23 protein-coding genes and 1 other annotated feature are annotated in these 24,867 nt (G+C 45.2%); all 23 genes read left to right on the top strand.

The window, feature by feature from the left end:
• Nucleotides 1–37 precede the first annotated feature (37 nt).
• The 23 genes from radA (at nucleotide 38) to rpoC (ending at nucleotide 24,789) form a co-directional block, all read left to right on the top strand.
• Nucleotides 38–1,405, top strand: coding sequence for a DNA repair protein RadA (gene radA / locus ACN6MV_RS28590; protein ID WP_076121175.1), 1,368 nt, complete (start codon nucleotides 38–40; stop codon nucleotides 1,403–1,405).
• Nucleotides 1,406–1,419: 14 nt separating this feature from the next.
• Complete coding sequence (gene disA / locus ACN6MV_RS28585) at nucleotides 1,420–2,496, top strand: DNA integrity scanning diadenylate cyclase DisA (protein WP_042131246.1); 1,077 nt, start codon at nucleotides 1,420–1,422, stop codon at nucleotides 2,494–2,496.
• A gap of 64 nt (nucleotides 2,497–2,560) precedes the next feature.
• Nucleotides 2,561–3,298: a CDP-diacylglycerol--serine O-phosphatidyltransferase gene (gene pssA, locus ACN6MV_RS28580; RefSeq protein ID WP_042131245.1), complete on the top strand. Its 738-nt coding sequence runs from the start codon at nucleotides 2,561–2,563 to the stop codon at nucleotides 3,296–3,298.
• 180 nt (nucleotides 3,299–3,478) lie between these two features.
• Nucleotides 3,479–4,567 (top strand): PIN/TRAM domain-containing protein, encoded by a 1,089-nt coding sequence (locus ACN6MV_RS28575; protein ID WP_042131244.1) that lies wholly within the window; start codon nucleotides 3,479–3,481, stop codon nucleotides 4,565–4,567.
• Between the two features lie 95 nt (nucleotides 4,568–4,662).
• Nucleotides 4,663–5,361, top strand: a complete 699-nt coding sequence (gene ispD, locus ACN6MV_RS28570; protein ID WP_042131243.1) for a 2-C-methyl-D-erythritol 4-phosphate cytidylyltransferase — start codon at nucleotides 4,663–4,665, stop codon at nucleotides 5,359–5,361.
• Complete coding sequence (ispF, locus tag ACN6MV_RS28565) at nucleotides 5,358–5,846, top strand: 2-C-methyl-D-erythritol 2,4-cyclodiphosphate synthase (protein WP_042131242.1); 489 nt, start codon at nucleotides 5,358–5,360, stop codon at nucleotides 5,844–5,846. Before ispD ends, ispF begins: the two co-directional genes overlap by 4 nt.
• Nucleotides 5,847–5,900: 54 nt before the next feature.
• Nucleotides 5,901–7,364: a glutamate--tRNA ligase gene (gene gltX / locus ACN6MV_RS28560; RefSeq protein WP_042131241.1), complete on the top strand. Its 1,464-nt coding sequence runs from the start codon at nucleotides 5,901–5,903 to the stop codon at nucleotides 7,362–7,364.
• Between the two features lie 509 nt (nucleotides 7,365–7,873).
• Complete coding sequence (gene cysE / locus ACN6MV_RS28555) at nucleotides 7,874–8,566, top strand: serine O-acetyltransferase (RefSeq protein WP_042131240.1); 693 nt, start codon at nucleotides 7,874–7,876, stop codon at nucleotides 8,564–8,566.
• A gap of 48 nt (nucleotides 8,567–8,614) precedes the next feature.
• Complete coding sequence (cysS, locus tag ACN6MV_RS28550) at nucleotides 8,615–10,024, top strand: cysteine--tRNA ligase (protein ID WP_419885328.1); 1,410 nt, start codon at nucleotides 8,615–8,617, stop codon at nucleotides 10,022–10,024.
• Nucleotides 10,021–10,455: a Mini-ribonuclease 3 gene (locus ACN6MV_RS28545; RefSeq protein WP_076121172.1), complete on the top strand. Its 435-nt coding sequence runs from the start codon at nucleotides 10,021–10,023 to the stop codon at nucleotides 10,453–10,455. The genes cysS and ACN6MV_RS28545 overlap by 4 nt, the downstream gene beginning before the upstream one ends.
• 36 nt (nucleotides 10,456–10,491) lie before the next feature.
• A complete protein-coding gene (rlmB, locus tag ACN6MV_RS28540; RefSeq protein ID WP_042131237.1) occupies nucleotides 10,492–11,256 on the top strand; it encodes a 23S rRNA (guanosine(2251)-2'-O)-methyltransferase RlmB in 765 nt (254 codons plus the stop codon).
• Between the two features lie 2 nt (nucleotides 11,257–11,258).
• Complete coding sequence (locus ACN6MV_RS28535; RefSeq protein ID WP_076121171.1) at nucleotides 11,259–11,780, top strand: NYN domain-containing protein; 522 nt, start codon at nucleotides 11,259–11,261, stop codon at nucleotides 11,778–11,780.
• A gap of 158 nt (nucleotides 11,781–11,938) precedes the next feature.
• Nucleotides 11,939–12,583, top strand: coding sequence for an RNA polymerase sporulation sigma factor SigH (gene sigH / locus ACN6MV_RS28530; protein WP_036680496.1), 645 nt, complete (start codon nucleotides 11,939–11,941; stop codon nucleotides 12,581–12,583).
• Between the two features lie 391 nt (nucleotides 12,584–12,974).
• Complete coding sequence (gene rpmG, locus ACN6MV_RS28525; protein ID WP_076099620.1) at nucleotides 12,975–13,124, top strand: 50S ribosomal protein L33; 150 nt, start codon at nucleotides 12,975–12,977, stop codon at nucleotides 13,122–13,124.
• 20 nt (nucleotides 13,125–13,144) lie between these two features.
• Nucleotides 13,145–13,336, top strand: a complete 192-nt coding sequence (gene secE / locus ACN6MV_RS28520; RefSeq protein ID WP_036680497.1) for a preprotein translocase subunit SecE — start codon at nucleotides 13,145–13,147, stop codon at nucleotides 13,334–13,336.
• A gap of 21 nt (nucleotides 13,337–13,357) precedes the next feature.
• The gene (gene nusG / locus ACN6MV_RS28515; RefSeq protein ID WP_036680499.1) at nucleotides 13,358–13,891 is read left to right on the top strand and encodes a transcription termination/antitermination protein NusG; all 534 of its coding nucleotides are present in this window, start codon (nucleotides 13,358–13,360) and stop codon (nucleotides 13,889–13,891) included.
• Nucleotides 13,892–13,966: 75 nt separating this feature from the next.
• Entirely contained in the window at nucleotides 13,967–14,392 is a 426-nt protein-coding gene (gene rplK / locus ACN6MV_RS28510; protein WP_042131235.1) for a 50S ribosomal protein L11, read from the top strand.
• 82 nt (nucleotides 14,393–14,474) lie between these two features.
• On the top strand, nucleotides 14,475–15,167 hold the full coding sequence (gene rplA / locus ACN6MV_RS28505) for a 50S ribosomal protein L1 (RefSeq protein WP_036680504.1): 693 nt from the start codon (nucleotides 14,475–14,477) through the stop codon (nucleotides 15,165–15,167).
• 67 nt (nucleotides 15,168–15,234) lie between these two features.
• Nucleotides 15,235–15,387 (top strand) — a sequence feature (ribosomal protein L10 leader region).
• A 64-nt stretch (nucleotides 15,388–15,451) separates the two neighbouring features.
• Nucleotides 15,452–15,955, top strand: coding sequence for a 50S ribosomal protein L10 (gene rplJ / locus ACN6MV_RS28500; RefSeq protein ID WP_042131234.1), 504 nt, complete (start codon nucleotides 15,452–15,454; stop codon nucleotides 15,953–15,955).
• 66 nt (nucleotides 15,956–16,021) lie between these two features.
• Nucleotides 16,022–16,381: a 50S ribosomal protein L7/L12 gene (gene rplL / locus ACN6MV_RS28495; RefSeq protein ID WP_042131233.1), complete on the top strand. Its 360-nt coding sequence runs from the start codon at nucleotides 16,022–16,024 to the stop codon at nucleotides 16,379–16,381.
• 112 nt (nucleotides 16,382–16,493) lie between these two features.
• Nucleotides 16,494–17,093 (top strand): class I SAM-dependent methyltransferase, encoded by a 600-nt coding sequence (locus tag ACN6MV_RS28490; RefSeq protein ID WP_042131232.1) that lies wholly within the window; start codon nucleotides 16,494–16,496, stop codon nucleotides 17,091–17,093.
• Nucleotides 17,094–17,516: 423 nt separating this feature from the next.
• The gene (rpoB, locus tag ACN6MV_RS28485; RefSeq protein WP_042131231.1) at nucleotides 17,517–21,062 is read left to right on the top strand and encodes a DNA-directed RNA polymerase subunit beta; all 3,546 of its coding nucleotides are present in this window, start codon (nucleotides 17,517–17,519) and stop codon (nucleotides 21,060–21,062) included.
• Nucleotides 21,063–21,177: 115 nt separating this feature from the next.
• Nucleotides 21,178–24,789: a DNA-directed RNA polymerase subunit beta' gene (gene rpoC, locus ACN6MV_RS28480; protein ID WP_042131230.1), complete on the top strand. Its 3,612-nt coding sequence runs from the start codon at nucleotides 21,178–21,180 to the stop codon at nucleotides 24,787–24,789.
• Nucleotides 24,790–24,867: the final 78 nt, after the last annotated feature.

The following is a 24,867-nucleotide window of genomic DNA, read 5'->3' as shown; positions in this document are numbered from 1 at the left end:
ATCCGCAATTTAAAAGTTCGGACCGTAAGGAGAACAAATGGCTAAACCAAAAACTAAATTTTTTTGCACTGATTGTGGATACGAATCGCCAAAATGGTTCGGTAAATGTCCCGGGTGCCAAGCTTGGAACTCCATGGTGGAGGAAACGGAAAGCGTAGTCAAAACACAGGGAATGAATGCCCCTATTTTTCATAGTAAAGAAAAAGCACAATCGATCATAAGTATAGAAAGTGACAAGGAACCGCGCATACTGACAGGTATAGGTGAGCTTAACCGTGTTCTCGGTGGGGGGATCGTGCCAGGATCGCTGGTATTAGTAGGGGGAGACCCAGGAATCGGTAAATCTACGCTCTTATTACAGACATCGCATGCTCTAACAACTCAGGGATTGCGAGTGCTGTACATCTCGGGCGAAGAATCGGTAAGGCAAACTAAGCTACGTGCGGATCGCCTCGGTGCGTTGTCAGCTGAGCTATATGTACTATGTGAGACGAATATGGAAAGCATAGAAGAAGCGATTGAACAAATTCAGCCGCAATTTCTTGTGATCGATTCGATTCAGACTGTATTTATGCCAGAAGTGACGAGTGCGCCAGGCAGTGTGACTCAGGTTCGAGAATGTACGACAAGATTTATGCGTATCGCTAAGATTCGGGGAATTGCAACAGTTCTCGTTGGGCATGTCACCAAGGAAGGCGCTATTGCAGGCCCACGGATGCTTGAACATATGGTGGATTGTGTGCTGTATTTTGAGGGAGAGCGGCATCATACGTATAGACTTCTACGGGCTGTAAAGAACCGCTTCGGTTCAACGAATGAAATCGGCATTTTCGAAATGGGTGAAGTGGGCTTAACAGAAGTAGAAAATCCGTCTGAGCTCTTCTTGTCGGAACGTCCACTCGGTGTAGCCGGATCCACCGTCGTGGCCAGTATGGAAGGGACTAGACCGGTGCTTGTTGAGCTTCAGGCTCTTGTCGCTGCTACTCATTTCCCCTCCCCGCGCCGGGTGTGCACAGGTATGGATCATCAACGGATGGCACTCATTATCGCTGTACTGGAGAAGCGAATGGGCATGTTCCTACAGAATCAGGATGCATACCTTAACGTGGCTGGAGGAGTAAAGTTGGATGAACCGGCGATTGACTTAGCAGTAGCTATTAGTATCGCTTCCAGCTTTCGTGATATTTCAACAAAACCTTACGATGTTTTCTTCGGTGAAGTAGGACTTACAGGTGAAGTAAGAGGTGTTTCACGCGCGGAAATGCGTGTGAAGGAAGCCGCGAAGCTAGGCTTCCGGCGGGTGATTATGCCAGAGAAAAGTTTGAAGGGCTGGAAGCACCCGCAAGATATCCAGATTATAGGCGTCAGTACCGTAGCAGATGCACTATCGGTCGCGTTAGATTAGGGGGCACAGGGATTATGAAAGAATATAACCAATTAGAGAATATGAATGATCTGCTCAGACTGGCGGCACCGGGAACACCTTTTCGGGAAGGTCTGGAGAATGTGCTGCGCGCAAAGACGGGAGCACTAATCGTCGTTGGCTATAGTCCCGAGGTGATGGAAGTAGTAGACGGAGGATTCTCCATTAACTGCGATTTTTCACCCAATTATTTATATGAGCTCGCCAAAATGGACGGTGCCATTATTCTTAGTGAAGACTTAAAGCGGATTTTGTATGCAAATACACAATTAATTCCGGATTCGTCTATTTCATCAATCGAGACAGGCATTCGTCACCGGACCGCCGAGCGTGTAGCGAAGCAAACAGGCAAACTGGTGGTTTCCATTTCACAGCGCCGTAATATCATTACTCTGTATCAAGGCTCCATTCGATACGCACTAAAAGAAATCGGAGCTATTTTGGCTAAAGCTAATCAAGCGATTCAGACCCTCGAAAAGTACAAAGCGGTTCTTACACAAGGACTGACGAATTTGTCTGCTTCAGAGTATGAGGGAATCGTAACCGTGGCCGAAGTGGTCGGAGTGATTCAGCGGGTAGAGATGGTTCTACGCATAAAAATGGAGATCAAACGATATATAAATGAATTAGGCAACGAAGGACGCTTAATCAGCATGCAGATGGAAGAACTGGTTGGAAATACAGAGGAAGAAGCATGGCTCCTATACAGAGACTATGCTAAGGAAGAGCAAGAAGATAAAATTCGTGAAATTATTGCCGGTCTCAAACGTATTAGTGATGATGACCTAATGGATGATAACCATATTGCTCGATTGCTGGGCTACTCTTCAACGGCAATTTCATCCGAAGAAGTGGTTACACCACGTGGGTATCGTCTGCTTAACAAAATTCCGCGGCTTCCAAATGTGATCATTCATAATCTGGTGGAGCGGTTTGAAATGCTGCCTAATTTGATGTCTGCAAGCATAGCCGAACTGGATGAAGTGGACGGAATTGGGGAGGTGCGAGCTCGTAATATTCAGGATGGGCTCAAACGTTTACAGAAGCAAGTTCTTATTGACAGGCAAATGTAAATAACATACAATCACGTAATATTGGAGCTATTTAAGGCCAATGTGAGAAAATTGAGGTGAAGAAATGATACAAAAATCAATTCCGAGTCTTTTTACCATAGGTAACTTGATGCTCGGAATGTTTGGTATCATGATGGCGTTTGACGGTAAAGTTAGCATGGCCGCTATCATGGTTATTATTGCTATGCTGTTAGACGGATTGGATGGCCGAGTTGCTCGTGCACTTAAATGTGAGAGTGAATTTGGTAAGGAACTGGACTCTTTGTCTGATGTCGTTTCCTTTGGAGTAGCGCCGGCTGTTATTATGTACGTTTCAAGCCTGCATGATTTGAATTCTGCATTAGCCTGGACAGTAACTGCAATTTTCCCGGTGTTTGGGGCATTGCGCCTTGCTCGCTTTAATGTTCAACCAGGGGTTCCTGGTTATTTCATCGGTTTGCCAATTCCTGCTGCTGGTGGTGTACTTGCCACATTAGCTCTTTTTAATAAAGATGTTTCCGCTCCGTTTATGATCGTGGCTACACTGCTCTTATCGTATTTGATGGTCAGCACTGTTAAATATCCTAATTTTAAGAAGGTCGGCTTGCCTAAAAAAGTGGTTGTCGGTGCGCCAGTAGTCATTATTGTTGCTGTGGCAGTTGCCGTTGTATTCCCAGAGGAAATTGCTAAGCTAATCTTCGTCTTACTGGGGATTTACGCGTTATATGGTTTTAAACAAAACATCGATCGATTGACAGCAAGACGCCGTCACCGTCGTAGAAGACGTTCCGAAGATAAAGTGTATCACTCAAAGAACGGTTAAAGCATTCACTCGTAGTAAGGATAAATTCATACATTTATTACTAAAGGCTTTGTCTTCCCTAGGGATGGCAGAGCCTTTTTGCAATTACAGCGCTACTCCAAGTTTATCGTCTTGAAAATTGGAACATACTGGTGAGGTATAGATCATTCAAGGATGAATAAAAAGGAGGTGCGTTAGGTTATGTGGAAAAAAGTGATATTGTCTTTTGCTTTAATATGTGGAGCTTGGTCTGGTTTTTCGCTATACCATGCGCTTGAAAGAGGATTCCCCAAGGGGATGGAAAAGCTGAGTGAAAGTTTACCTGTAGAGGGAAGCATTTTATTTACGGTGCTGGGTGCCATTATTTTTTTGTTTGCGGGGTCTTTATGCGCGGAATGGGGAGGTTCAAAACTGCGGGAGGCGGTTCTGTACTGTTCGCGTATACCAATGAATGAATTGGCTGCAGGTGCAGCTGGGCTTACAGGGGGGCTGCTGCTGTCTCTTCTGTTATACCCTGCGATGATTTGGCTTGGAAAAGCTGGACAGCTGCTGCAGGTACCCGTTACGTTAGCTTTTGGATATATGGGGCTGCGGATCGGGCTGGAGAAAAAAGAGGAACTAGCTGCGCTTTGGACAACTGGACGCTGGGGACAAGCGGCTGAGCCGGAAGGTCGTGGGCTGGAGGAGCATAAAATCCTCGATACTAGCGTGATTATTGATGGACGGATTGCTGACATTTGTAAAACTGGTTTTATTGAAGGAACGATTGTTATTCCGGAATTTGTACTTGAGGAGCTCCAGCATATTGCAGATTCTTCCGATCTACTGAAACGGAATCGCGGACGGCGGGGACTTGATATTCTCAATAAGATTCAAAAAGAGCTTGATGTGAAGGTGTTAATCTATGAGGGAGATTTTGAAGAAATCTCTGAGGTGGATAGTAAGCTGGTGAAGTTAGCGAAGGTACTGCGAGGTAAAGTAGTTACAAATGACTTCAACTTGAATAAGGTATGCGAATTGCAGGGAGTTTCAGTTCTGAACATTAATGATCTTGCTAATGCCGTGAAGCCCGTAGTGTTGCCCGGTGAGGAAATCGTGGTACAGGTCATTAAGGATGGCAAAGAGCATGGACAAGGCGTAGCCTATTTAGATGATGGAACGATGATCGTTGTGGAAGGCGGACGTGAATATATCGGGACTACGATGGAGGTACTTGTCACTAGTGTGCTTCAGACTTCAGCTGGACGGATGATATTTGCGAAGCCGAAGCTCTTGGAAAAAGCACAATAAGTGAAGATAAAGTGTACGGTAACTGTCCTATGGGTTGGAAATGCCCGCCAAACACGTTATGATGGGAATATACGTGAAAGACAGGAGCCTGAGTAATGTCAAACAGTGTGGGCGTCGTCATTGTGGCGGCAGGCAGAGGAACGCGAATGGGGACTGTAGAGAGCAAGCAATATCTGTTATTGCAGGGTAAACCAATTATCGTTCATACGCTGGAAGTATTTCAGCAGCACGAATTGATTTCCGAAATCGTGCTTGTAACCGGTAAAGAAGATATTGAACGCTGCCGGGAATGGATACAGCTCTATAAGCTGGACAAGGTTAAGGCTATCGTGCCTGGTGGATCTGAGCGTCAGCATTCTGTACATAAAGGATTGTTGAAACTTACGACACAGTGGGTAATGGTGCATGATGGGGTTCGCCCGTTTGTACAGCCGATTGAAATTGAGGCATGTTACAAGCGAGCGAAGCAGATCGGTGCTTCAGTTCTTGCTGTACCAGTCAAAGATACGATCAAACAGGTAGATAACGAAGGCAAAGTACTTTCTACGCCGGATCGGCGAAGTCTGTGGGCGATTCAAACCCCGCAGACTTTTCGTCTTTCTGAATTGCTGGATGCTTATGCGGTAGCGGAGCGGGATGGTTTTTTAGGTACAGATGATTCCAGTTTAGCGGAGCGTGCCGGCATTCCGGTTTCTGTGGTAGAGGGAAGCTACAGAAATATTAAGATTACGACGCCTGATGATTTAGATTTTGCAGAATTCACAGAAAGAAACAGGGGAGAGGGACAATCATGATCGCTGTAGGACAAGGATTTGATGTACATCAACTGGTAGAGGGAAGGCCTTGTATTATTGGAGGAGTAACGATTCCATATGAAAAAGGACTACTGGGACATTCCGATGCAGATGTGCTGCTGCACGCAGTAAGTGACGCTATTCTAGGCGCGCTTGGACTAGGTGATATTGGCAGACATTTTCCGGACACAGATCCGGCGTTTAAGGACGCGGATAGCTTGAAATTATTAGAACAAGTATGGGCGCTTGCTAGCGAGCGTGGTTATAAGCTTGGAAATATCGATTCAACGATTATTGCCCAGAAACCAAAGATGGCGCCTTACATTCCTCAAATGACGGAGATCATTGCTCGTGCGCTTCATGCAGACCCGTCCAAGGTGAATGTTAAAGCCACCACTACCGAGCAGCTTGGTTTTGCCGGTCGTGGCGAAGGAATCGCCGCACAATCTATTGTCTGTCTACTCCAAGATGTGATATCATCTTGAGATGGTCTAAGTAGTAAATTCTAAGTTTTAACCATATGAAGCGGAGGGAATATAATGACGGATCAAGTCCGGGTGCGTTACGCACCGAGCCCTACGGGACATTTACATATAGGTAACGCCAGAACGGCGCTGTTTAACTATCTGTTCGCCCGTAATAAAGGCGGTAAATTCATTATCAGAATTGAAGATACAGACGTGAAGCGCAATGTCGCAGGCGGCGAAGAGAGCCAGCTTAAATATTTGAAATGGCTAGGTATGGATTGGGATGAGAGCGTTGATGTTGGCGGAGAGTATGGACCTTACCGCCAGACTGAACGTCTGGATCTTTATCGCGTATATTGGCAGGATTTGCTGGATAGAGGTTTGGCTTACCGTTGCTATTGCACAGAGGAAGAACTGGAAGCGGAACGTGAAGAACAGACTGCTCGTGGAGAAACTCCTCGTTATTCCGGTAAACACCGTGATTTGACGGAAGAGCAACGCCTTGCTTTTGAAGCTGAAGGACGGGTGGCTAGTATTCGCTTCCGCGTACCAGAAGATCGTACGTATGCGTTCGATGATATCGTAAAGGGCAACATTTCTTTTGACACGAAGGAAATGGGTGACTTTGTTATTGTAAAGAAGGACGGAATTCCGACCTACAACTTTGCGGTAGCTGTTGATGATCATCTGATGGCTATTACCCATGTATTGCGTGGAGAAGATCATATTTCCAATACCCCGCGTCAACTTATGATCTTTGAAGCACTTGGCTGGGAACCGCCTTTGTTTGGTCATATGACCCTTATTGTTGGCGACAACCACAAGAAGCTCAGCAAACGGGATGAATCCGTTATTCAATTTATCGAGCAGTATGACGAATTGGGTTATTTGCCTGAAGCTTTGGTTAATTTCATTTCTCTCCTGGGCTGGTCGCCAGAAGGTGAAGAAGAAATTTTCAGTAAAGAAGAACTTATTTCTATTTTTGATGCGGACCGATTGTCCAAAAGTCCGGCTGTATTCGATAAGAATAAGCTGGCGCATCTAAATAATCACTATATTAAGCATGCTGATCCTAAACGGATCTCGGCATTAGCGATTCCACATCTACAAAAAGCGGGGAAAATACCGGCTGAGCTGAATGATGAGCAGCAGGCATGGGCAGAAAGCCTAGTAGCACTGTATCAAGAGCAGATGACCTCTGCCTCCGATATCGTAGAGCTATCTGAACTATTCTTCCGTAGCCATCTGGAGTTAGAAACAGAAGCGGCGCAAGTTCTAGCTGAAAGCCAAGTGCCTGAGGTCTTGTCTGCTTTCCTGGCTAAGGTTGAAGCCTGTCAGGATTTCAGTGCTAGTAATATGGCTGTACTGATCAAGGAAGTGCAGAAAGAAACAGGTCACAAGGGTAAAGCGTTATTTATGCCGATTCGCGTAGCTCTGACCGGACAAACACACGGACGTGATCTCAATATAACGATTGCTTTGCTCGGCCAAAACCGAGTTATCGAACGTTTGAAATCACAAATTAAGGGAGCTTAAAGCAGGATTACTTATCACTAAGCCTCTTGTCAGTCCCTTAGCTTTTGCGCTAAGATAGTACCATATGATAATAGCTGTGATCAGGAGAAGTACGTCCATTAAGGCAATTACCAGAGAGAATAACCGAGAAAGGGATACCTTTCGGGCTGGGAGTTATTCATTTGTCCGGGGCAGAACATGCGCCTGTGAGCTGCACGGTTGAACGATCCTTAAGGTTCGTTAGATCGTGCCGGGTACATCGCCGTTAATGATGCCAAGTGGAACGAAGGAACTCTGCCGATGGTAACAACGCAGACTGTTTGATTCGTTCAAGCAGAGTGGAACCGCGGTTAAACGTCTCTGCAGCTTTATGCTGCAGGGGCTTTTTTTGTTTCGAGGTATCTTTTTTTATATAACAAACCAAGCAAACACCCACAGCATATGTATGATAAGAATGATGAATGGGAGACAATACCTCCCTTGTGTACCTGTAAACAGGAGATGGGGGAGTCAAGAAGAGAGGAACCGTGATGTTTAAGCATATTAAGTCGGACATTCGGGCGGTATTCGATAACGATCCCGCTGCCCGCAGCTGGTTCGAGGTTGTCTTCACATATGCAGGGTTGCACGCCATTTGGGGTCATCGAATTGCTCATTCTTTTTTCAAACGCCGCTGGTATACAATGGCCCGTTTGGTCTCACAGTTTAGTAGATTTATGACCGGTGTTGAGATCCATCCCGGAGCCGTCATCGGAAATAGGCTGTTTATCGACCATGGTATGGGGATTGTTATTGGAGAAACCTGTGAAATCGGTGATGATGTTATTATCTATCAAGGGGTTACACTCGGGGGAACAGGGAAAGAAAAAGGTAAACGTCATCCCACAGTTGGCAACAATGTAGTTATTGGTTCTGGTGCGAAGGTATTAGGATCGTTTCGTATCGGCGACAATTCAAATATAGGTTCTAATGCAGTTGTGTTGCGTGAAGTGCCAAATAACAGTACGGTAGTAGGGAACCCGGGCCGTGTAGTAAAACGAAACGGTGAACGTGTATCCGATCGTTTGGATCATACCAAGATGCCAGACCCGCTTGTAGATTCACTTCGTTTTTTGCAAAAAGAAATCGAAGAAATCAGAGAGAAGCTTGGCGAAGAAGATAAGCAAAAGACCGCACAGCGACTGGCTGAAACTCAGCAGTATATTGGTGATTACGAAATTTAAGCATATCCGGTACTAAGGAATCGGGACAACAGAAAGGGTTGGAATAGGATGGCTTTACAAATTTACAACACAATGACACGCAGCAAGGAGCAGTTTGTGCCCCAGGAATCGGGCAAAGTGAAAATGTACGTATGTGGTCCAACCGTTTATGGATATATGCATATCGGAAATGCTAGACCTATTATTGTCTTTGATATGGTCCGGAATTATTTGGAACAACTTGGCAATGAGGTACGGTATGTTACGAATTTCACGGATGTGGATGATAAACTGATACGTAAAGCAGAGGAAATGAATACAACAGTAGCGGAGGTTGCTGAGATTTTTATCGCTGCCTATCTTGAGGATCTCGAAGGACTTGGAGTGAAGCCGGCGACATTGAATCCGCGGGTTACAGAAAGCATGAATCTGATCACTCAATTCATTAAAGACCTTGAGGAAAAAGGGTACGCATATGAGAGCGGCGGCGATGTATTCTATCGCACTTCCAAATTTGAAGACTATGGTAAGCTGTCTCGTCAGAATCTAGATGAATTACAGTTTGGTATTCGTGTAGAGGTTGATTCACGTAAAGAGAAGCCTGAGGATTTTGTACTATGGAAAGCGGCGAAGCCAGGTGAAGTGTATTGGGAAAGCCCTTGGGGGAATGGACGTCCAGGCTGGCATATTGAATGCTCGGCCATGGCAAGAGAGTTCTTAGGAGATACAATCGATATCCACGGTGGCGGACAAGATCTGCAGTTCCCGCATCATGAATGCGAATGCGCTCAGACAGAAGCTCTGACAGGTAAACCACTCTCTAATTACTGGATGCATAATGGATTTCTCAATATCGGGGACGAGAAAATGTCCAAATCCCTTGGTAATGGTTGGCTTGTAAAAGATATCCGTGGGCAATTTAAAGCTGGAACTATCCGCTACTTCATGCTCTCGACACATTACCGTAATCCTTTGAACTTTTCTGTTGATTCGTTGACTTCAGCCGAAAAGAGCGTAGAGCGTATCTCTCTCGCTGAGAGCAATGTTAAGCATCGTCTTGAGCTTGCTGCAGGAGTTGCCCAAGGTGAAGTGAGCTTAGAGATTAACGATAAGTTATCTGCTATAGTGGCCAATTTTCATGCTAAAATGCAGGATGACTTTAATACCCCTGATGCGATTACCGCTATGTTTGATTGGGTGAGTCTTGCAAACCATACCCTTGCGAATAGTGAAGCAGCCCCTGCTGATTTTGCTGCGTTGCTGCAAGCTTTTGAGGAAATGAATGCTGTGCTGCGTTTGACACCTGAGCATGAGGAAGAAGAGATCGCGAGTGAAGAAGTTGAACGATTGATCGCGGAGCGGGTTGAAGCGCGTGAGAATAAGAATTGGAGCCGGTCCGATGAGATTCGTGATGAATTAGGCCGCTTGGGCATATTGCTTGAGGATACTCCGCAAGGAATGCGGTGGCGGCGTAAATGAGTGAGGAACGCAAGTTTCAGAACGGGTGGTTTCCTTACGAGCCTTCCAAACCTGCGCGACTCCTCTCACCAATCGTACTTGCCTATGTAGGAGATGCTATTTACGAGGTGTCAGTTCGTCAGTATTTAGTATCTCTTCCGAATTTGCGCCCAAACCATTTGCATCGCTCTGCTACAGGACTTGTATCCGCTAAGGCGCAGAGTGCCATTCTTGGATTTTTGGAGCCGAATCTCACAGAAGAGGAAAAGGATGTCGCCCGTCAGGGGAGAAACGCTAAGTCGGGAAGTATTCCTAAGAATGCAGATGTGCTTGAATATCGTCATGCTACTGCTTTTGAGTGTCTGATTGGTTACTTATACTACACAGGTCAACAAGAGCGAATACAAGAAATTGTACAGAGTGGTATACAGTTTATGTTGAATCAGCCGTGATAGGCTTTTGTGAAATAGAGAATAGGAGAAGTGGACATGGAAGAAGATTTGAAGACAGAAGAGGAAATATTAGCTGGGAAGCATTCAGTGCTTGAAGCACTTCGTGCGGGTCGTACTTTAAACAAAATATGGATCGCAGAAACGGCTCAGAAGCATCTGACTGCACCAATCGTCGCTGAAGCACGCAAAGCGGGGATTGTCATTCAACATGTGGACAAGCGTAAGCTGGATCAACTCGCTCCAGGAGTTCAACATCAAGGGGTAGTTGCTCAAGCGGCACCTTTTGCCTATGTCGAGGTAGATGATTTGCTTGCTGCAGCAGAAGCTAAAGGAGAGCCTGCATTCCTAATTTTGCTGGATGAGATCGAAGATCCACATAACCTGGGATCCATTCTGCGGACAGCAGATTGTACTGGAGTGCATGGAGTAATTGTACCTAAACGTCGTTCGGCTCAGATTACTGCTACCGTTTCCAAAACATCGGCGGGTGCCGTTGAATATGTTCCGGTTGCGCGGGTGACTAACCTAGGTCAGACCATTGATCGTCTGAAAGAGCAGGGAGTCTGGGTAGTAGGTACAGATGTGGATACAGATCAGAATCTGTTTGGATCCAATATTTTCACAGGACCGGTAGCTGTTGTAATCGGTAATGAGAATAAAGGGATGGGACGCCTGATTCGTGAGAAATGTGATGTATTACTTAAACTGCCGATGGCCGGAAAGATCAATTCATTAAATGCCTCTGTCGCCGCAGGAGTCATTATGTATGAAGTGGTACGCCTTCGGCAACAGCAGGGATAACTATGGCCGACTGGCGTGATGTGCTGCTTGTGGACGGATATAATATGATCGGTGGCTGGCCGGAACTTGCGGCACTGTCCCAGATTGGTATGCAGGAAGCACGCGACCGCTTGATGGATTTGCTGGCTGATTACCAGGCTTACTCAGGACGAAGGGTTATTGCTGTGTTTGATGCATACCGCGTTCCAGGATTGGGACGGTCATTTGTCCAAGGCAAAGTCCAGGTGTTTTTCACCAAGGAAAAAGAAACCGCAGACGAGTGCATCGAGCGACTGGTTGGGGAATTTAGCAACCGACGTCGCCAAATCTATGTTGCAACGAGTGACTTAGTGGAGCAGCATATTATTTTTGCTCAAGGTGCACTGCGGATTTCTGCAAGAGAATTACATCTAGAGATTGAAGAGAATCAGAAACAAGTGAAAAAGGCTATCGAACCGGGAAGTATCAGTTCTACACGTCATTCTTTAGGAGACAAACTGCCACCTGATGTGCGGAGTAAACTGGAAAATTGGCGTAGACAGTGATAGTTGGGAAGATTTAGGTAATATTTTTATTCCATTATATGCTATTCCAGATTGTTTTTGGACAAATCCGGTTGACGGTGTAAGGTAACATAATATATACTGATCCTATATTTCGCGAAGTAACGATGTGTCTTGCGTTGCAGCCGGGGGGATTCTTGGTGAGTGTCGACCTCAAGGAAATAATGCTGTCTGAGTATGATTTCATAAGTGATGAAGATATTGTCGAGGCTTTCCGTGGTGGCGACAGTGGCGCATTGGAACACTTAATTAATAAATACCGTAATTTTGTACGTGCTAAAGCCCGCTCTTATTTCTTGATCGGGGCAGACCGTGAAGATATTGTTCAAGAAGGAATGATTGGTCTATATAAGGCTATTCGTGACTTTAAAGGTGACAAACTCTCTTCATTTAAAGCTTTTGCTGAGCTCTGCATTACACGTCAAATTATAACCGCTATTAAGACGGCCACTCGTCAGAAGCATATTCCGCTCAATTCTTATGTTTCTTTGGACAAGCCCATTTATGATGAAGATTCTGACCGAACGCTTATGGATGTCATTTGTGGAACTCAGGTTCTAGATCCAGAAGAACTAATTATTAATCAAGAAGAATTCATTGGACTTGAAGATAAGATGGCAGAGATTTTAAGTGACCTAGAGCGTAAGGTTCTAATGCTGTACTTAGACGGAAGATCTTATCAGGAAATTGCTGAAGATCTAAAGAGGCATGTGAAATCTATTGACAACGCTTTACAACGTGTAAAGCGGAAATTAGAAAGATATCTAGAAGTGCGCGACAATTAATGATATAATGAACACAAGAGGGCTCGTACATCGAGTTCTTTTTTTTAGTCTCATGAAATTGCTCGGATAGAATTAGGGTCTAATACCATAAATTCCTATTTGAGTCGATTTTAGTCGTTGCCGTTGAGGGTAGGTTTATACACAGTCGGAATACCCCATAATGATAAGGAAGACAGCGAAGTGTGAGGAAGAGATAGACCCAAAGACAGGGTACGGCCATATGACTATAACACCCGAAATTACCCAGTGCAGAACGGAATTCTTTCGTTGACACAGACCTTGACATTATGCTAAAGTGTTTTAGGTAGGCCTAAATTCGCGGCTTTTTTTAGGATCAATATTTACGTCTTCTAATTGTATAGTTAGAAGGACGTCTCGGGAGGTGCACATCATGCGGGTAATTATCACTTTGGCTTGTACAAGTTGCAAACAAAGAAACTATGCGACTACCAAAAACAAGCGAAATCACCCCGACCGCATGGAGATGAAGAAATTTTGCAAGTATTGTAACTCGCAAACTCCTCATCGCGAAACCAGATAGTCTGTGGAGGTGTAGTCGGCATGAAACGTAGTTTCAAGTCTATGTTTTCCTTTTTCACTGAGAGCTGGAGTGAACTCAAAAAGGTTCGCTGGCCAAGTCGTAAAGAATTGACCAACTATACATTGATCGTTCTCGGTACAATTGTAGTTGTCGCTATTTACTTCTGGGTTCTGGACATCGGTATTTCCGCTGTGATTGAAGCGATTATTTAGAGAGGTCCCAGGTGGCTTGATATGGAAAAAAGATGGTATGTCGTTCATACCTATTCTGGGTATGAGAATAAGGTCAAAGCCAATTTGGAAAAGCGCGTTGAGTCCATGGGCATGGAAGACAAAATATTCCGCGTTCTTGTTCCTATGGAAGAAGAAATCGTAAACAAAGACGGTAAGAAAAAAACCGTCATGCGTAAAGTTTACCCGGGTTATGTTTTGGTGGAAATGGTTCAGACTGATGATTCCTGGTATGTTGTCCGCAATACTCCGGGCGTTACTGGATTTGTTGGTTCGACAGGCTCAGGGTCTAAACCGACAGCTTTGCTTCCGGAAGAGGTAGAACAAATTCTGAAGCATATGGGCATGGTTGAACCTAAAGCGAAGATTGATTTCGAAATCAAGGAATCCGTACGTATTATGGTTGGTCCGTTTGCGAATTTTGTGGGTTCCGTGGAAGAAATTTTGGCTGACAAGAGCAAGATTAAAGTGCATGTTAACATGTTTGGACGGGAAACCCCGCTAGAGTTGGATTTCACTCAAGTGGAGAAAATATAACATAAGCTAAGGGTTTCTTGTGGGAGAGCGCTAATGGCGTTCGAAGACCACTATTTTTGCAAGGAGGTGTCACTCATGGCTAAAAAAGTTATTAAAATGGTGAAACTGCAGATTCCTGCAGGGAAAGCGAATCCAGCGCCTCCAGTAGGTCCGGCGTTAGGTCAAGCAGGTGTCAACATCATGGCATTCTGTAAGGAATTTAATGCTCGTACTGCCGACCAGGCTGGCTTGATCATTCCGGTTGAAATTACAGTATTTGAAGACCGTTCCTTTACGTTCATCACTAAAACTCCTCCGGCTGCTGTTCTGCTTCGCATCGCTGCTAAAGTAGAAAAAGGATCCGGCGAACCAAACAAGAAAAAAGTAGCAAAAATCGGCCGCGCAGCGGTTCGTGAAATTGCTGAAACAAAAATGCCCGACCTTAACGCTGCATCTGTAGAAGCTGCAATGCGTATGGTTGAAGGTACTGCTCGCAGTATGGGTATCACAATCGAAGACTAGTAGTTTTCGAAGAATCGGTCATTCGTGACCCGCAAGTATGTGGGAGGAATTTCCGCTAACACCACAAAGGAGGAACATTTTCATGGCTAAACATGGTAAGAAATACCAAGAAGCTGCTAAGCTGATCAACAGCGAAGCAACTTACGAGCCTTCAGAAGCTGTAGAGCTTGTGAAAAAGGCAGCGACTGCAAAATTCGACGAAACCGTTGAAGCAGCAGTTCGTCTGGGTGTAGACCCGCGTAAACAAGACCAAGCAGTTCGTGGTGTTGTTGTCCTGCCTCACGGCACTGGTAAAACACAACGCGTGCTTGTATTTGCAAAAGGTGAAAAAGCGAAAGAGGCAGAAGCTGCTGGCGCGGATTTTGTTGGTGATCAAGACATGATCAACAAAATTCAACAAGGCTGGTTTGAATTTGATGTCTGTGTAGCTACACCTGACATGATGAGTGAAGTCGGTAAACTAGGTCGTCTGCTTGGTGGTAAAGGTCTTATGCCTAACCCTAAAGCCGGCACAGTTACATTCGATGTTTCCAAGGCTGTGCAAGAAATCAAAGCCGGTAAAATCGAATACCGTCTCGACAAAGCAGGTCAAATTCACGCGCCAATCGGCAAAGTGTCCTTTGATGCTGCACAATTGAACGATAACCTTAAAGCTCTTATCGACGCTTTGAACCGTGCGAAACCAGCTGCTGCTAAAGGTGTATACCTTAAAGGCATCTCGATTTCTTCCACAATGGGTCCTAGCGCTCGTGTGAACACAACCGTCTTCAGATAAATAAGGGTTGACTCTTTGAGTCAATTTTGATAATCTATAACAGTTGTGAAACTTAAGGTATCAATCTTAACCTTGAATATGCTTACCGTAGACAGTAGGTGCCTTAGTGCTTAATTCCCTACCGAGGTGTTGTGATAGAAACAAGAAGTAACGAGCTCGCTCGTATAACTTTCGTTTTATCAAGCCTTCGTGATTCTGCGGAGGCTTTTCTAATGCCTGCGTAGGAGCGGTGATGCTTTCCTTGGAAAGGACGCCGACACATAAATTTTCAGGAGGTGTATACATTGGCAAATGCAAAAGTAATTCAAGCAAAACAGGATGCGGTTGACGTTGTTACTGCGAAACTGCAAAACAGTCTTTCGACTGTTGTAGCGGACTATCGTGGATTGAACGTTTCCCAAGTGACTGAACTGCGTAAGCAACTTCGTGAAGCTGGCGTTGAGTTTCAAGTCCTGAAGAACACATTGCTACGTCGCGCAACTGCTGCGGCTGAGTTGACTGAGTTGGATGAAGTTTTGACTGGTCCAACAGCTATCGCATTCAGCGCAACTGATGCAGTAGCTCCAGCTAAAATTTTGAACGATTTCGCCAAGAAAAACGACGCTTTGAAATTGAAAGGCGGCGTAGTAGAAGGACGTGTCATCGACGCGGACCAACTGAAAGCACTGGCTGAGCTTCCATCCCGCGATGGTTTGCTGTCCATGCTGCTTAGCGTACTTCAAGCTCCAATGCGCAACTTCGCGCTTGCAGTTAAAGCTGTTGCTGAAAAAGAAGAACAAAGCGCGTAAGCCTTTGACTCTTGCAGCATAAATCATTACCACAAACAAATTTAAATTATAAATGGAGGTTCAATCATGAGTAAAGAAGCAATCTTGGAAGCAATTAAAGGCATGAGCGTATTGGAACTGAACGACCTGGTTAAAGCAATTGAAGAAGAATTCGGCGTAACTGCAGCAGCTCCAGTAGCAGCTGGCGGTGCGGTAGCAGCAGTTGCTGAAGAGCAATCCGAATTTGACGTAATTTTGACAGGCGCTGGCGCTTCCAAAATCAACGTTATCAAAATCGTTCGCGAAATCACAGGCCTTGGCTTGAAAGAAGCTAAAGACCTTGTAGACAACGCACCAAAAGCAATCAAAGAAAAAGTAAGCAAAGAAGAAGCCGAAGCTACTAAAGCAAAATTGGAAGAAGCAGGCGCAGCTGTAGAAGTGAAGTAATTCCTTCTATACTGAAAACCCCTTGAACTTGTTCAAGGGGTTTATTTTATAAATAGAGTTAGTAGGGTTTTGTAAATACAAACTATTAACATAAAGGAAAGGGAGGATAGAGATGTCGCAACATTATTATTCGCAGCAACCGGAAGTGCGTCATGACAGACGTACCATCGACACCGTTCTAAGAGGCAAAAGCTTTCGTTTTACGAGCGATGCGGGTGTTTTCTCTAAAGGAGATATCGATTACGGTAGCCGAGTTCTTATTGAAGCTATGATCATTCCGGACGGTTCGGCAGTGCTTGATGTGGGTTGCGGATATGGACCGATAGGCATAAGTGCAGCATACCTAGCCCCCAAAGGGCAAGTGACGATGATTGATATTAACAGTCGTGCGGTAGAACTTGCGCGTGAGAATGCTCAGCACAATGGAATCCGGAATGTTACGGTAATGGAAAGCGATGTACTCGGCGCATTGAATGAACAACAAAAGTTCGATGTGATTCTTACCAATCCTCCGATACGTGCAGGAAAAGCTGTAGTGCATCAGATTTTTGAAGAAGCTTATGATCATTTGAATGAGGGTGGCTTTCTGTGGATTGTTATTCAGAAGAAGCAGGGTGCTCCGTCAGCGGTAGCTAAACTTGAAAGCTTGTTCTCGAATGTGGAAGAAGTGGGGAAAGATAAAGGTTATCGTATTATTAAAGCTCAGAAATAAAAATCAATAGGTTATTGACATGTGATAGTGATAATGGTATTATTATAAAATGTCAGTATTAAGATAGGCTCCATGTCTTTAGTTTGCTGAAAATGTCAAGCGATATATTGTCGCCGGCTAGCGCAAGCCGTACGGCAAGTTTTGTGCGAATTGGTTCTCTATGCTCTGGCGTAGCGAGTGTTACGCGGTAATAGATAATAGCGCATAAACTGTTGCTTGGTGACGTATAATATGTACGTTTTGGGCAAATCTACTGGATAAGGAGTATTTTGGTCATGGATAAGTGCGCTCTTTTTTCGAAGATTTCGATAAGGGCTTTTCTTTTATTTATGACTGAATCCTTGTAGTATGGTTCCATTATACGGTTCCAAACAAGGGTTCGCAATCAATTTTTAAGTGAGTAGACATGAGGGGTGAGTAAAGTTGGCAGGACATCTTGTTCAGTATGGTCGACGCACTCGGCGGAGCTATGCGAGAATTAACGAGGTACTCGAGGTCCCGAACCTGATCGAGATCCAACAAAAATCGTATGATTGGTTTTTGGAGGAAGGATTGCGGGAAATGTTTCAGGACATCTCGCCGATCCAGGATTTCACAGGTAATTTGGTACTAGAGTTCATTGATTACAGCCTGGGTGAACCAAAATATACGGTTGACGACGCTAAAGAGCGGGACGTGACGTATGCGGCTCCTCTGCGTGTAAAGGTGCGGCTCATTAATAAGGAGACCGGTGAGGTCAAAGAGCAGGAAGTGTTCATGGGAGATTTCCCGCTGATGACGGAGACCGGCACTTTTATTATTAACGGTGCGGAACGGGTTATTGTCAGCCAGTTGGTTCGCTCTCCAAGCGTCTATTTCAGCACAAAAGTGGATAAGAACGGCAAAAAAACCTACACCGCCACAGTAATCCCGAACCGCGGAGCCTGGTTGGAACTTGAGACCGACGCTAAGGATATTATGTATGTTCGTATCGATCGGACTCGTAAAATTCCTGTTACCGTACTTTTGCGTGCTCTCGGTTTCGGTAGTGATGCCGAAATTCTGGAATTGCTTGGCAATGATGAATATATTCGCAATACGCTGGATAAAGACAACACGGACTCCACGGAGAAGGCGCTTATTGAAATTTACGAGCGTTTGCGTCCGGGCGAACCGCCGACACTAGACAATGCCAAAAGTTTGCTGGTCGCGCGTTTCTTTGATCCAAAACGCTACGACCTAGCCAATGTAGGCCGTTACAAAATCAATAAAAAGCTACACATTAAGAACCGTCTTTTCAATCAACGTCTTGCTCAGCCTTTGGTTGACGAAGCTACAGGAGAAATCCTGGCAGAGTCCGGCCAAATGGTCGATCGCAGACTGCTTGATGAATTGATCCCATATTTCGAAAAGAATGTTGCCTTTAAAAACTACCGTGTTACTGGTGGGGTTATGGACAGCGAAGATATTCCTCTTCAGACGATTGACGTATTCTCGCCAATTGAAGAAGGTCGGGTTATTAAGCTGATCGCTAACGGCAACATCGACAAGTCTGTTAAGCACATTACTCAAGCTGATATTATATCCTCGATCAGCTACTTTATTAATTTGCTTCACGGAATTGGTAATACCGATGATATTGACCATTTGGGTAACCGTCGTCTGCGTTCTGTGGGTGAACTTCTTCAGAATCAGTTCCGTATCGGTTTGTCCCGTATGGAGCGCGTTGTGCGTGAAAGAATGTCGATTCAGGATGCTAATGCAATTACGCCTCAAGCTCTGATCAATATTCGTCCGGTTATCGCGTCCATTAAAGAGTTCTTCGGTAGCTCTCAGTTGTCTCAATTTATGGATCAGACGAACCCGCTTGCGGAACTTACGCATAAACGTCGTCTATCTGCACTCGGACCCGGTGGTTTGACACGTGAGCGCGCGGGCTTTGAAGTTCGTGACGTCCATCACAGTCACTACGGTCGGATGTGTCCAATTGAAACACCGGAAGGTCCGAACATTGGATTGATCAACTCCTTGTCTACCTTTGCTCGTATCAACGAATACGGCTTTATTGAAGCTCCATATCGTTGGGTAGATCCAAAGACAGGTAAGGTAACTGAACAAATCGATTATCTGACTGCTGATGAGGAAGATAATTATGTAGTTGCTCAGGCTAATGTATTGATCGACGAAGATGGCTCCTTTAAGGAAGACATGGTAATCGTTCGTTACAATAAAGACTCTGACAACATTACAACGATGCCAAGTAATCGTGTAGATTACATGGACGTTTCGCCTAAACAGGTCGTATCCGTCGCTACGGCGCTCATTCCGTTCCTTGAGAACGATGACTCCAACCGCGCACTGATGGGATCTAACATGCAGCGTCAAGCCGTTCCACTTCTAATTCCTAAAGCTCCGCTGGTCGGAACAGGGATGGAGCATAAATCCGCTAAGGATTCTGGCGTATGTGTTGTTTCTAAGTATGACGGTATTATCGAACGTTCTTCAGCTAATGAAATTTGGCTGCGCCGGGTTGAAACAGTCGAAGGCAAAGAAGTTAAAGGCGATATCGTTAAATATAAATTACACAAATTTATGCGTTCTAACCAAGGTACCTGTATTAACCAACGTCCTCTTGCTAAAAGAGGGGACATTGTTAAGAAAGGTGATATCCTGGCAGATGGTCCTTCCACAGAAATGGGCGAACTTGCTCTTGGCCGCAACGTTGTCGTTGCGTTCATGACTTGGGAAGGTTACAACTACGAGGATGCGATCCTGTTAAGTGAGAAACTAGTTAAGGAAGATGTATACACTTCGATCCATATCGAAGAATACGAATCTGAAGCTCGTGACACTAAACTGGGACCTGAAGAAATTACTCGTGATATTCCAAACGTGGGTGAAGAAGCTCTGCGCAATCTTGATGAGCGTGGAATCATCCGTATCGGTGCGGAAATCAGCGCTGGTGACATTCTGGTTGGTAAGGTTACTCCGAAGGGTGTAACTGAACTGACAGCAGAAGAACGTCTCCTGCACGCTATCTTTGGTGAGAAGGCTCGTGAAGTACGGGATACCTCTTTACGCGTTCCTCACGGTAGTGATGGTATTATCGTGGACGTTAAAGTATTTACACGTGAGAACGGTGATGAACTGCCTCCTGGTGTAAATCAATTGGTTCGTGTCTATATCGCTCAGAAACGTAAGATCTCTGAGGGTGACAAAATGGCCGGACGTCACGGTAACAAGGGTGTCGTTGCCCGTATCCTGCCAGAAGAAGATATGCCGTTCCTTCCGGACGGTACGCCAGTACAGGTTGTACTTAACCCTCTAGGCGTTCCTTCTCGTATGAACATCGGACAGGTGCTCGAGGTCCATATTGGTATGGCCGCATTGCGTCTGGGTATTCACATTGCAACGCCGGTATTTGACGGAGCGCGTGAGTACGACGTGTTTGATACGATGGAAGAAGCAGGTATGCAGCGTAATGGTAAGACTGTATTGTACGATGGTCGGACAGGTGAACGCTTCGAACGTGAAGTTACTGTCGGCGTCATGCATATGATTAAACTGGCGCACATGGTTGATGATAAGATTCACGCCCGTTCAACAGGTCCTTACTCATTAGTTACGCAACAGCCGCTGGGTGGTAAAGCTCAGTTTGGTGGACAGCGTTTCGGGGAGATGGAAGTGTGGGCGCTTGAAGCTTATGGTGCTGCATATACATTGCAAGAAATTTTGACCGTGAAATCCGATGACGTGGTTGGTCGCGTGAAAACGTACGAATCCATCGTCAAAGGTGAAAATGTACCGGAACCAGGTGTTCCTGAATCGTTCAAAGTATTGATCAAAGAACTGCAGTCCCTGGGTATGGATGTTAAGATTCTTAGCGGTGACGAGCAGGAAATTGAAATGAGAGAATTGGACGATGAGGACGAGACGTCAGGCGACAAGCTAAGCCTCAATTTAGAAGGCGCAGAAGTCGGAGTAGAATAATCACGCTAGGAGCTTTAGAGTTCCATTTTATAAAGGACCGCGCCCTCTTTTGATGTAACAGTCAGAGGAGGGCAAAGCGGTACTAAATCAGGATTAGGTTAAGGAGGGTTGCTCCTTGTTGGACGTTAACAATTTTGAATTTATGAAAATCGGACTCGCTTCTCCGGAGAAGATTCGTTCATGGTCCCGCGGAGAAGTTAAGAAACCGGAAACCATTAACTATCGTACATTGAAACCGGAAAAAGAGGGTCTTTTCTGCGAGCGTATCTTTGGACCGCAAAAAGACTGGGAATGTCATTGCGGTAAATACAAACGTGTCCGTTATAAGGGCGTAGTCTGCGACCGTTGTGGCGTTGAAGTTACTCGTGCTAAAGTTCGTCGTGAACGTATGGGTCACATTGAATTGGCTGCTCCGGTATCTCATATCTGGTACTTCAAAGGTATCCCAAGCCGTATGGGCTTGGCACTAGATATGTCTCCAAGATCTCTTGAAGAGATTATCTACTTCGCTTCTTATGTTGTAACTGATCCAGGTGAAACACCATTGGAAAAGAAACAACTTTTGTCCGAAAAAGAATATCGTAGCTACCGTGAAAAATACGGTTACGGTTTCCAAGCCGGCATGGGTGCTGAAGCTGTTAAGAAGCTTCTTCAAGACATCGACATTGAGAAAGAACTGGAATTCCTCAAAGAAGAACTGCGTACGGCTCAAGGCCAACGTCGTAACCGGGCGATCAAACGTCTGGAAGTTATTGAAGCATTCCGTAACTCAGGCAACAAACCTGATTGGATGATCATGGATGTACTACCGGTTATTCCTCCGGAACTTCGTCCGATGGTTCAATTGGATGGTGGCCGTTTTGCTACGTCTGATTTGAACGATCTGTATCGTCGTGTTATTAACCGGAACAACCGTCTGAAAAGACTGCTTGATCTTGGTGCTCCTGACATTATCGTGCAGAACGAGAAACGGATGCTACAGGAAGCTGTCGATGCTCTCATCGATAACGGCCGTAGAGGACGTCCTGTAACGGGTCCTGGTAACCGTCCACTTAAATCACTCAGCCATATGCTGAAGGGTAAACAAGGACGTTTCCGTCAGAACTTGCTCGGTAAACGGGTTGACTACTCCGGACGTTCCGTTATCGTTGTAGGACCGTACCTGAAGATGTATCAGTGCGGACTTCCTAAGAAAATGGCGCTAGAATTGTTCAAGCCTTTCGTTATGAAAGAATTGGTTAACAAGGGCCTAGCCCACAACATAAAGAGCGCGAAACGTAAAGTTGAGCGTGTAAGTCCTGAAGTATGGGATGTACTTGAAGAAGTAATCAGAGAGCACCCAGTACTTCTAAACCGCGCACCAACACTTCACCGTCTCGGTATTCAAGCTTTTGAACCGATTTTGGTGGAAGGTCATGCTATTCGTCTTCACCCACTCGTATGTACGGCTTACAACGCCGACTTTGACGGTGACCAAATGGCGGTGCACGTTCCTCTGTCAGCAGAAGCTCAAGCGGAAGCACGTATTCTCATGCTTGCATCCGGTAATATCTTGAACCCTAAAGACGGAAAACCAGTTGTAACACCTTCCCAGGATATGGTCCTTGGTACTTTCTACCTGACCATGGACAACAAGGAAGAAAAGGGTTCAGGTATGATTCTGCGTACCGTAAATGAAGCTGTATCAGCTTACCAACGCGGAACTGCAGGTCTCCATGCTCGTGTAGCTATTCCAGTTAAGGCACTAGGCAAAACTTGCTTTACGGAAAAACAACAAGGTGCAATGTTGATTACTACGATCGGTAAGATTATCTTTAACGAAATTTACCCAAGTAGTTTCCCTTATATCAATGAGGCGACAAAGACTAACTTGCTGCAAGGCACGCCAGAAAAATACTTCATCTACGAAAAAGGCGCAGACATTCGCGAGTTGATTGAATCCGCTCCTGAAGCTAGCGCTGTAGGTAAAGAATATCTGGGTCTGATTATCGCTCGTTGTTTTGAAACTTATCATACAACCAAAACCTCTATGATTTTGGATAAAATTAAACAACTCGGCTTCACTTACTCCACACGTTCTGGTGTTACAGTTGCCGTGTCGGATGTTATCGTGCCTGAGGAAAAAGTTACTATCTTGAAAGAGTCCGAAGCTAAGGTTGATGTGGTAGCAAACCAATATCGCCGTGGTCTGATCACCAATGACGAACGGTACGACCGTGTTATTGAGATCTGGTCGAAGACGAAGGATGATCTTACGAACATCCTGCTTAAATCGATGGACCGTTTCAACTCTATCATGCTCATGGTTGACTCCAAAGCGCGGGGTAACAAATCGCAGATTACCCAGCTGGGTGGTATGCGTGGTCTGATGGCAACACCTTCGGGTCGGATTTTCGAATTACCAATTAAAGCGAACTTCCGTGAAGGTCTTACGGTCTTGGAGTACTTTATCTCCACTCACGGAGCGCGTAAAGGTCTTGCCGATACCGCACTTCGTACTGCTGACTCCGGTTACTTGACTCGTCGTCTCGTTGACGTAGCTCAGGACGTTATCGTCCGTGAGGAAGATTGTGGAACGGACAAAGGATTTACAGTTAGTCGAATTCAGGATGGTAAAGAGGTTATTGAGGATCTGTATGACCGTATTGAAGGTCGCTACTGCTTCGAGACTGTTCGTCATCCAGAAACAGGCGAAATCATTGTTCACCGCAACGATTTGATTGACTCCGATAAAGCGGAAGCAATCGTAGACGCTGGTGTAACTAAGCTACAAATCCGCTCTGTACTAAGCTGCCGTGCTCGTCATGGTGTTTGTAAGAAATGTTACGGTCGTAACTTGGCAACTGGTAAACACGTTGAGATCGGTGAAGCGGTTGGTATTATCGCTGCACAATCTATCGGTGAACCAGGAACCCAGCTTACCATGCGTACGTTCCATACCGGCGGTGTTGCCGGTGATGACATCACGCAAGGTTTGCCGCGTATTCAAGAGTTGTTTGAAGCCCGTAACCCTAAAGGTCAGGCTACAATCAGTGAGATCGATGGTGTAATCAAGGAAATCCGTGAAACTAAGGATCGTCGTGAAATCGAAGTTCAAGGTGAAGCAGAATCCAAGACTTATTCCATTACTTATGGATCACGTCTACGTGTCAGCGAAGGCCAAGAAATTGAAGCCGGCGATGAGTTGACAGATGGTTCGATTGACCCTAAAGAAATGCTGCGAATCAAAGGGATCCGTGGGGTACAAAACTACATTCTGCAAGAAGTTCAGCGTGTATATCGTAACCAGGGCGTTGAGATCAATGATAAGCACATTGAAGTTATGATCAAACAAATGCTTCGGAAGATCCGTATCATTGATGCAGGTGACACAAGTCTGTTACCAGGCGCGTTTGCGGATATTCATGAATATGAAGGTGCTAACAAGGAAGCCATCTTGTCTGGTAAAGAGCCTGCAGTTGCTAAACCAGTCTTGCTCGGTATAACCAAGGCGTCTCTTGAGACAGATTCCTTCTTGTCAGCAGCGTCTTTCCAAGAAACTACTCGCGTCTTAACAGATGCTGCTATCAAAGGCAAAGTAGATAAGTTGCTTGGACTCAAAGAAAATGTTATTATCGGTAAGTTGATTCCTGCCGGTACTGGTATGAATCGTTACCGTAATGTTAAACTAAGTGATCCAAATGCAGAAAGCGCGCTTGAATCTTTAGAGACGGTTCCTGCTGAATAAATTAACAACCATGGTAGTGTACTCGTGTCATACCTATTCATAGGTGTGACACGAATATCTGCTGTGTACAATATTTAT

Source organism: Paenibacillus sp. B-A-8, from assembly GCF_048572915.1.
GTDB lineage: Bacteria > Bacillota > Bacilli > Paenibacillales > Paenibacillaceae > Paenibacillus_AQ.
The sequence above is the reverse complement of the archived record's forward strand: the minus strand, read 5'-3'. Positions and strand labels throughout refer to the sequence as shown.

Bases quoted from the DNA above. Each gene is read 5' to 3' on its own strand.
- radA (WP_076121175.1), top strand. From the start codon at position 38: ATGGCTAAACCAAAAACTAAATTTTTTTGCACTGATTGTGGATACGAA.
- disA (WP_042131246.1), top strand. From the start codon at position 1,420: ATGAAAGAATATAACCAATTAGAGAATATGAATGATCTGCTCAGACTG.
- pssA (WP_042131245.1), top strand. From the start codon at position 2,561: ATGATACAAAAATCAATTCCGAGTCTTTTTACCATAGGTAACTTGATG.
- ACN6MV_RS28575 (WP_042131244.1), top strand. From the start codon at position 3,479: ATGTGGAAAAAAGTGATATTGTCTTTTGCTTTAATATGTGGAGCTTGG.
- ispD (WP_042131243.1), top strand. From the start codon at position 4,663: ATGTCAAACAGTGTGGGCGTCGTCATTGTGGCGGCAGGCAGAGGAACG.
- ispF (WP_042131242.1), top strand. From the start codon at position 5,358: ATGATCGCTGTAGGACAAGGATTTGATGTACATCAACTGGTAGAGGGA.
- gltX (WP_042131241.1), top strand. From the start codon at position 5,901: ATGACGGATCAAGTCCGGGTGCGTTACGCACCGAGCCCTACGGGACAT.
- cysE (WP_042131240.1), top strand. From the start codon at position 7,874: ATGTTTAAGCATATTAAGTCGGACATTCGGGCGGTATTCGATAACGAT.
- cysS (WP_419885328.1), top strand. From the start codon at position 8,615: ATGGCTTTACAAATTTACAACACAATGACACGCAGCAAGGAGCAGTTT.
- ACN6MV_RS28545 (WP_076121172.1), top strand. From the start codon at position 10,021: ATGAGTGAGGAACGCAAGTTTCAGAACGGGTGGTTTCCTTACGAGCCT.
- rlmB (WP_042131237.1), top strand. From the start codon at position 10,492: ATGGAAGAAGATTTGAAGACAGAAGAGGAAATATTAGCTGGGAAGCAT.
- ACN6MV_RS28535 (WP_076121171.1), top strand. From the start codon at position 11,259: ATGGCCGACTGGCGTGATGTGCTGCTTGTGGACGGATATAATATGATC.
- rpmG (WP_076099620.1), top strand. From the start codon at position 12,975: ATGCGGGTAATTATCACTTTGGCTTGTACAAGTTGCAAACAAAGAAAC.
- secE (WP_036680497.1), top strand. From the start codon at position 13,145: ATGAAACGTAGTTTCAAGTCTATGTTTTCCTTTTTCACTGAGAGCTGG.
- nusG (WP_036680499.1), top strand. From the start codon at position 13,358: ATGGAAAAAAGATGGTATGTCGTTCATACCTATTCTGGGTATGAGAAT.
- rplK (WP_042131235.1), top strand. From the start codon at position 13,967: ATGGCTAAAAAAGTTATTAAAATGGTGAAACTGCAGATTCCTGCAGGG.
- rplA (WP_036680504.1), top strand. From the start codon at position 14,475: ATGGCTAAACATGGTAAGAAATACCAAGAAGCTGCTAAGCTGATCAAC.
- rplL (WP_042131233.1), top strand. From the start codon at position 16,022: ATGAGTAAAGAAGCAATCTTGGAAGCAATTAAAGGCATGAGCGTATTG.
- ACN6MV_RS28490 (WP_042131232.1), top strand. From the start codon at position 16,494: ATGTCGCAACATTATTATTCGCAGCAACCGGAAGTGCGTCATGACAGA.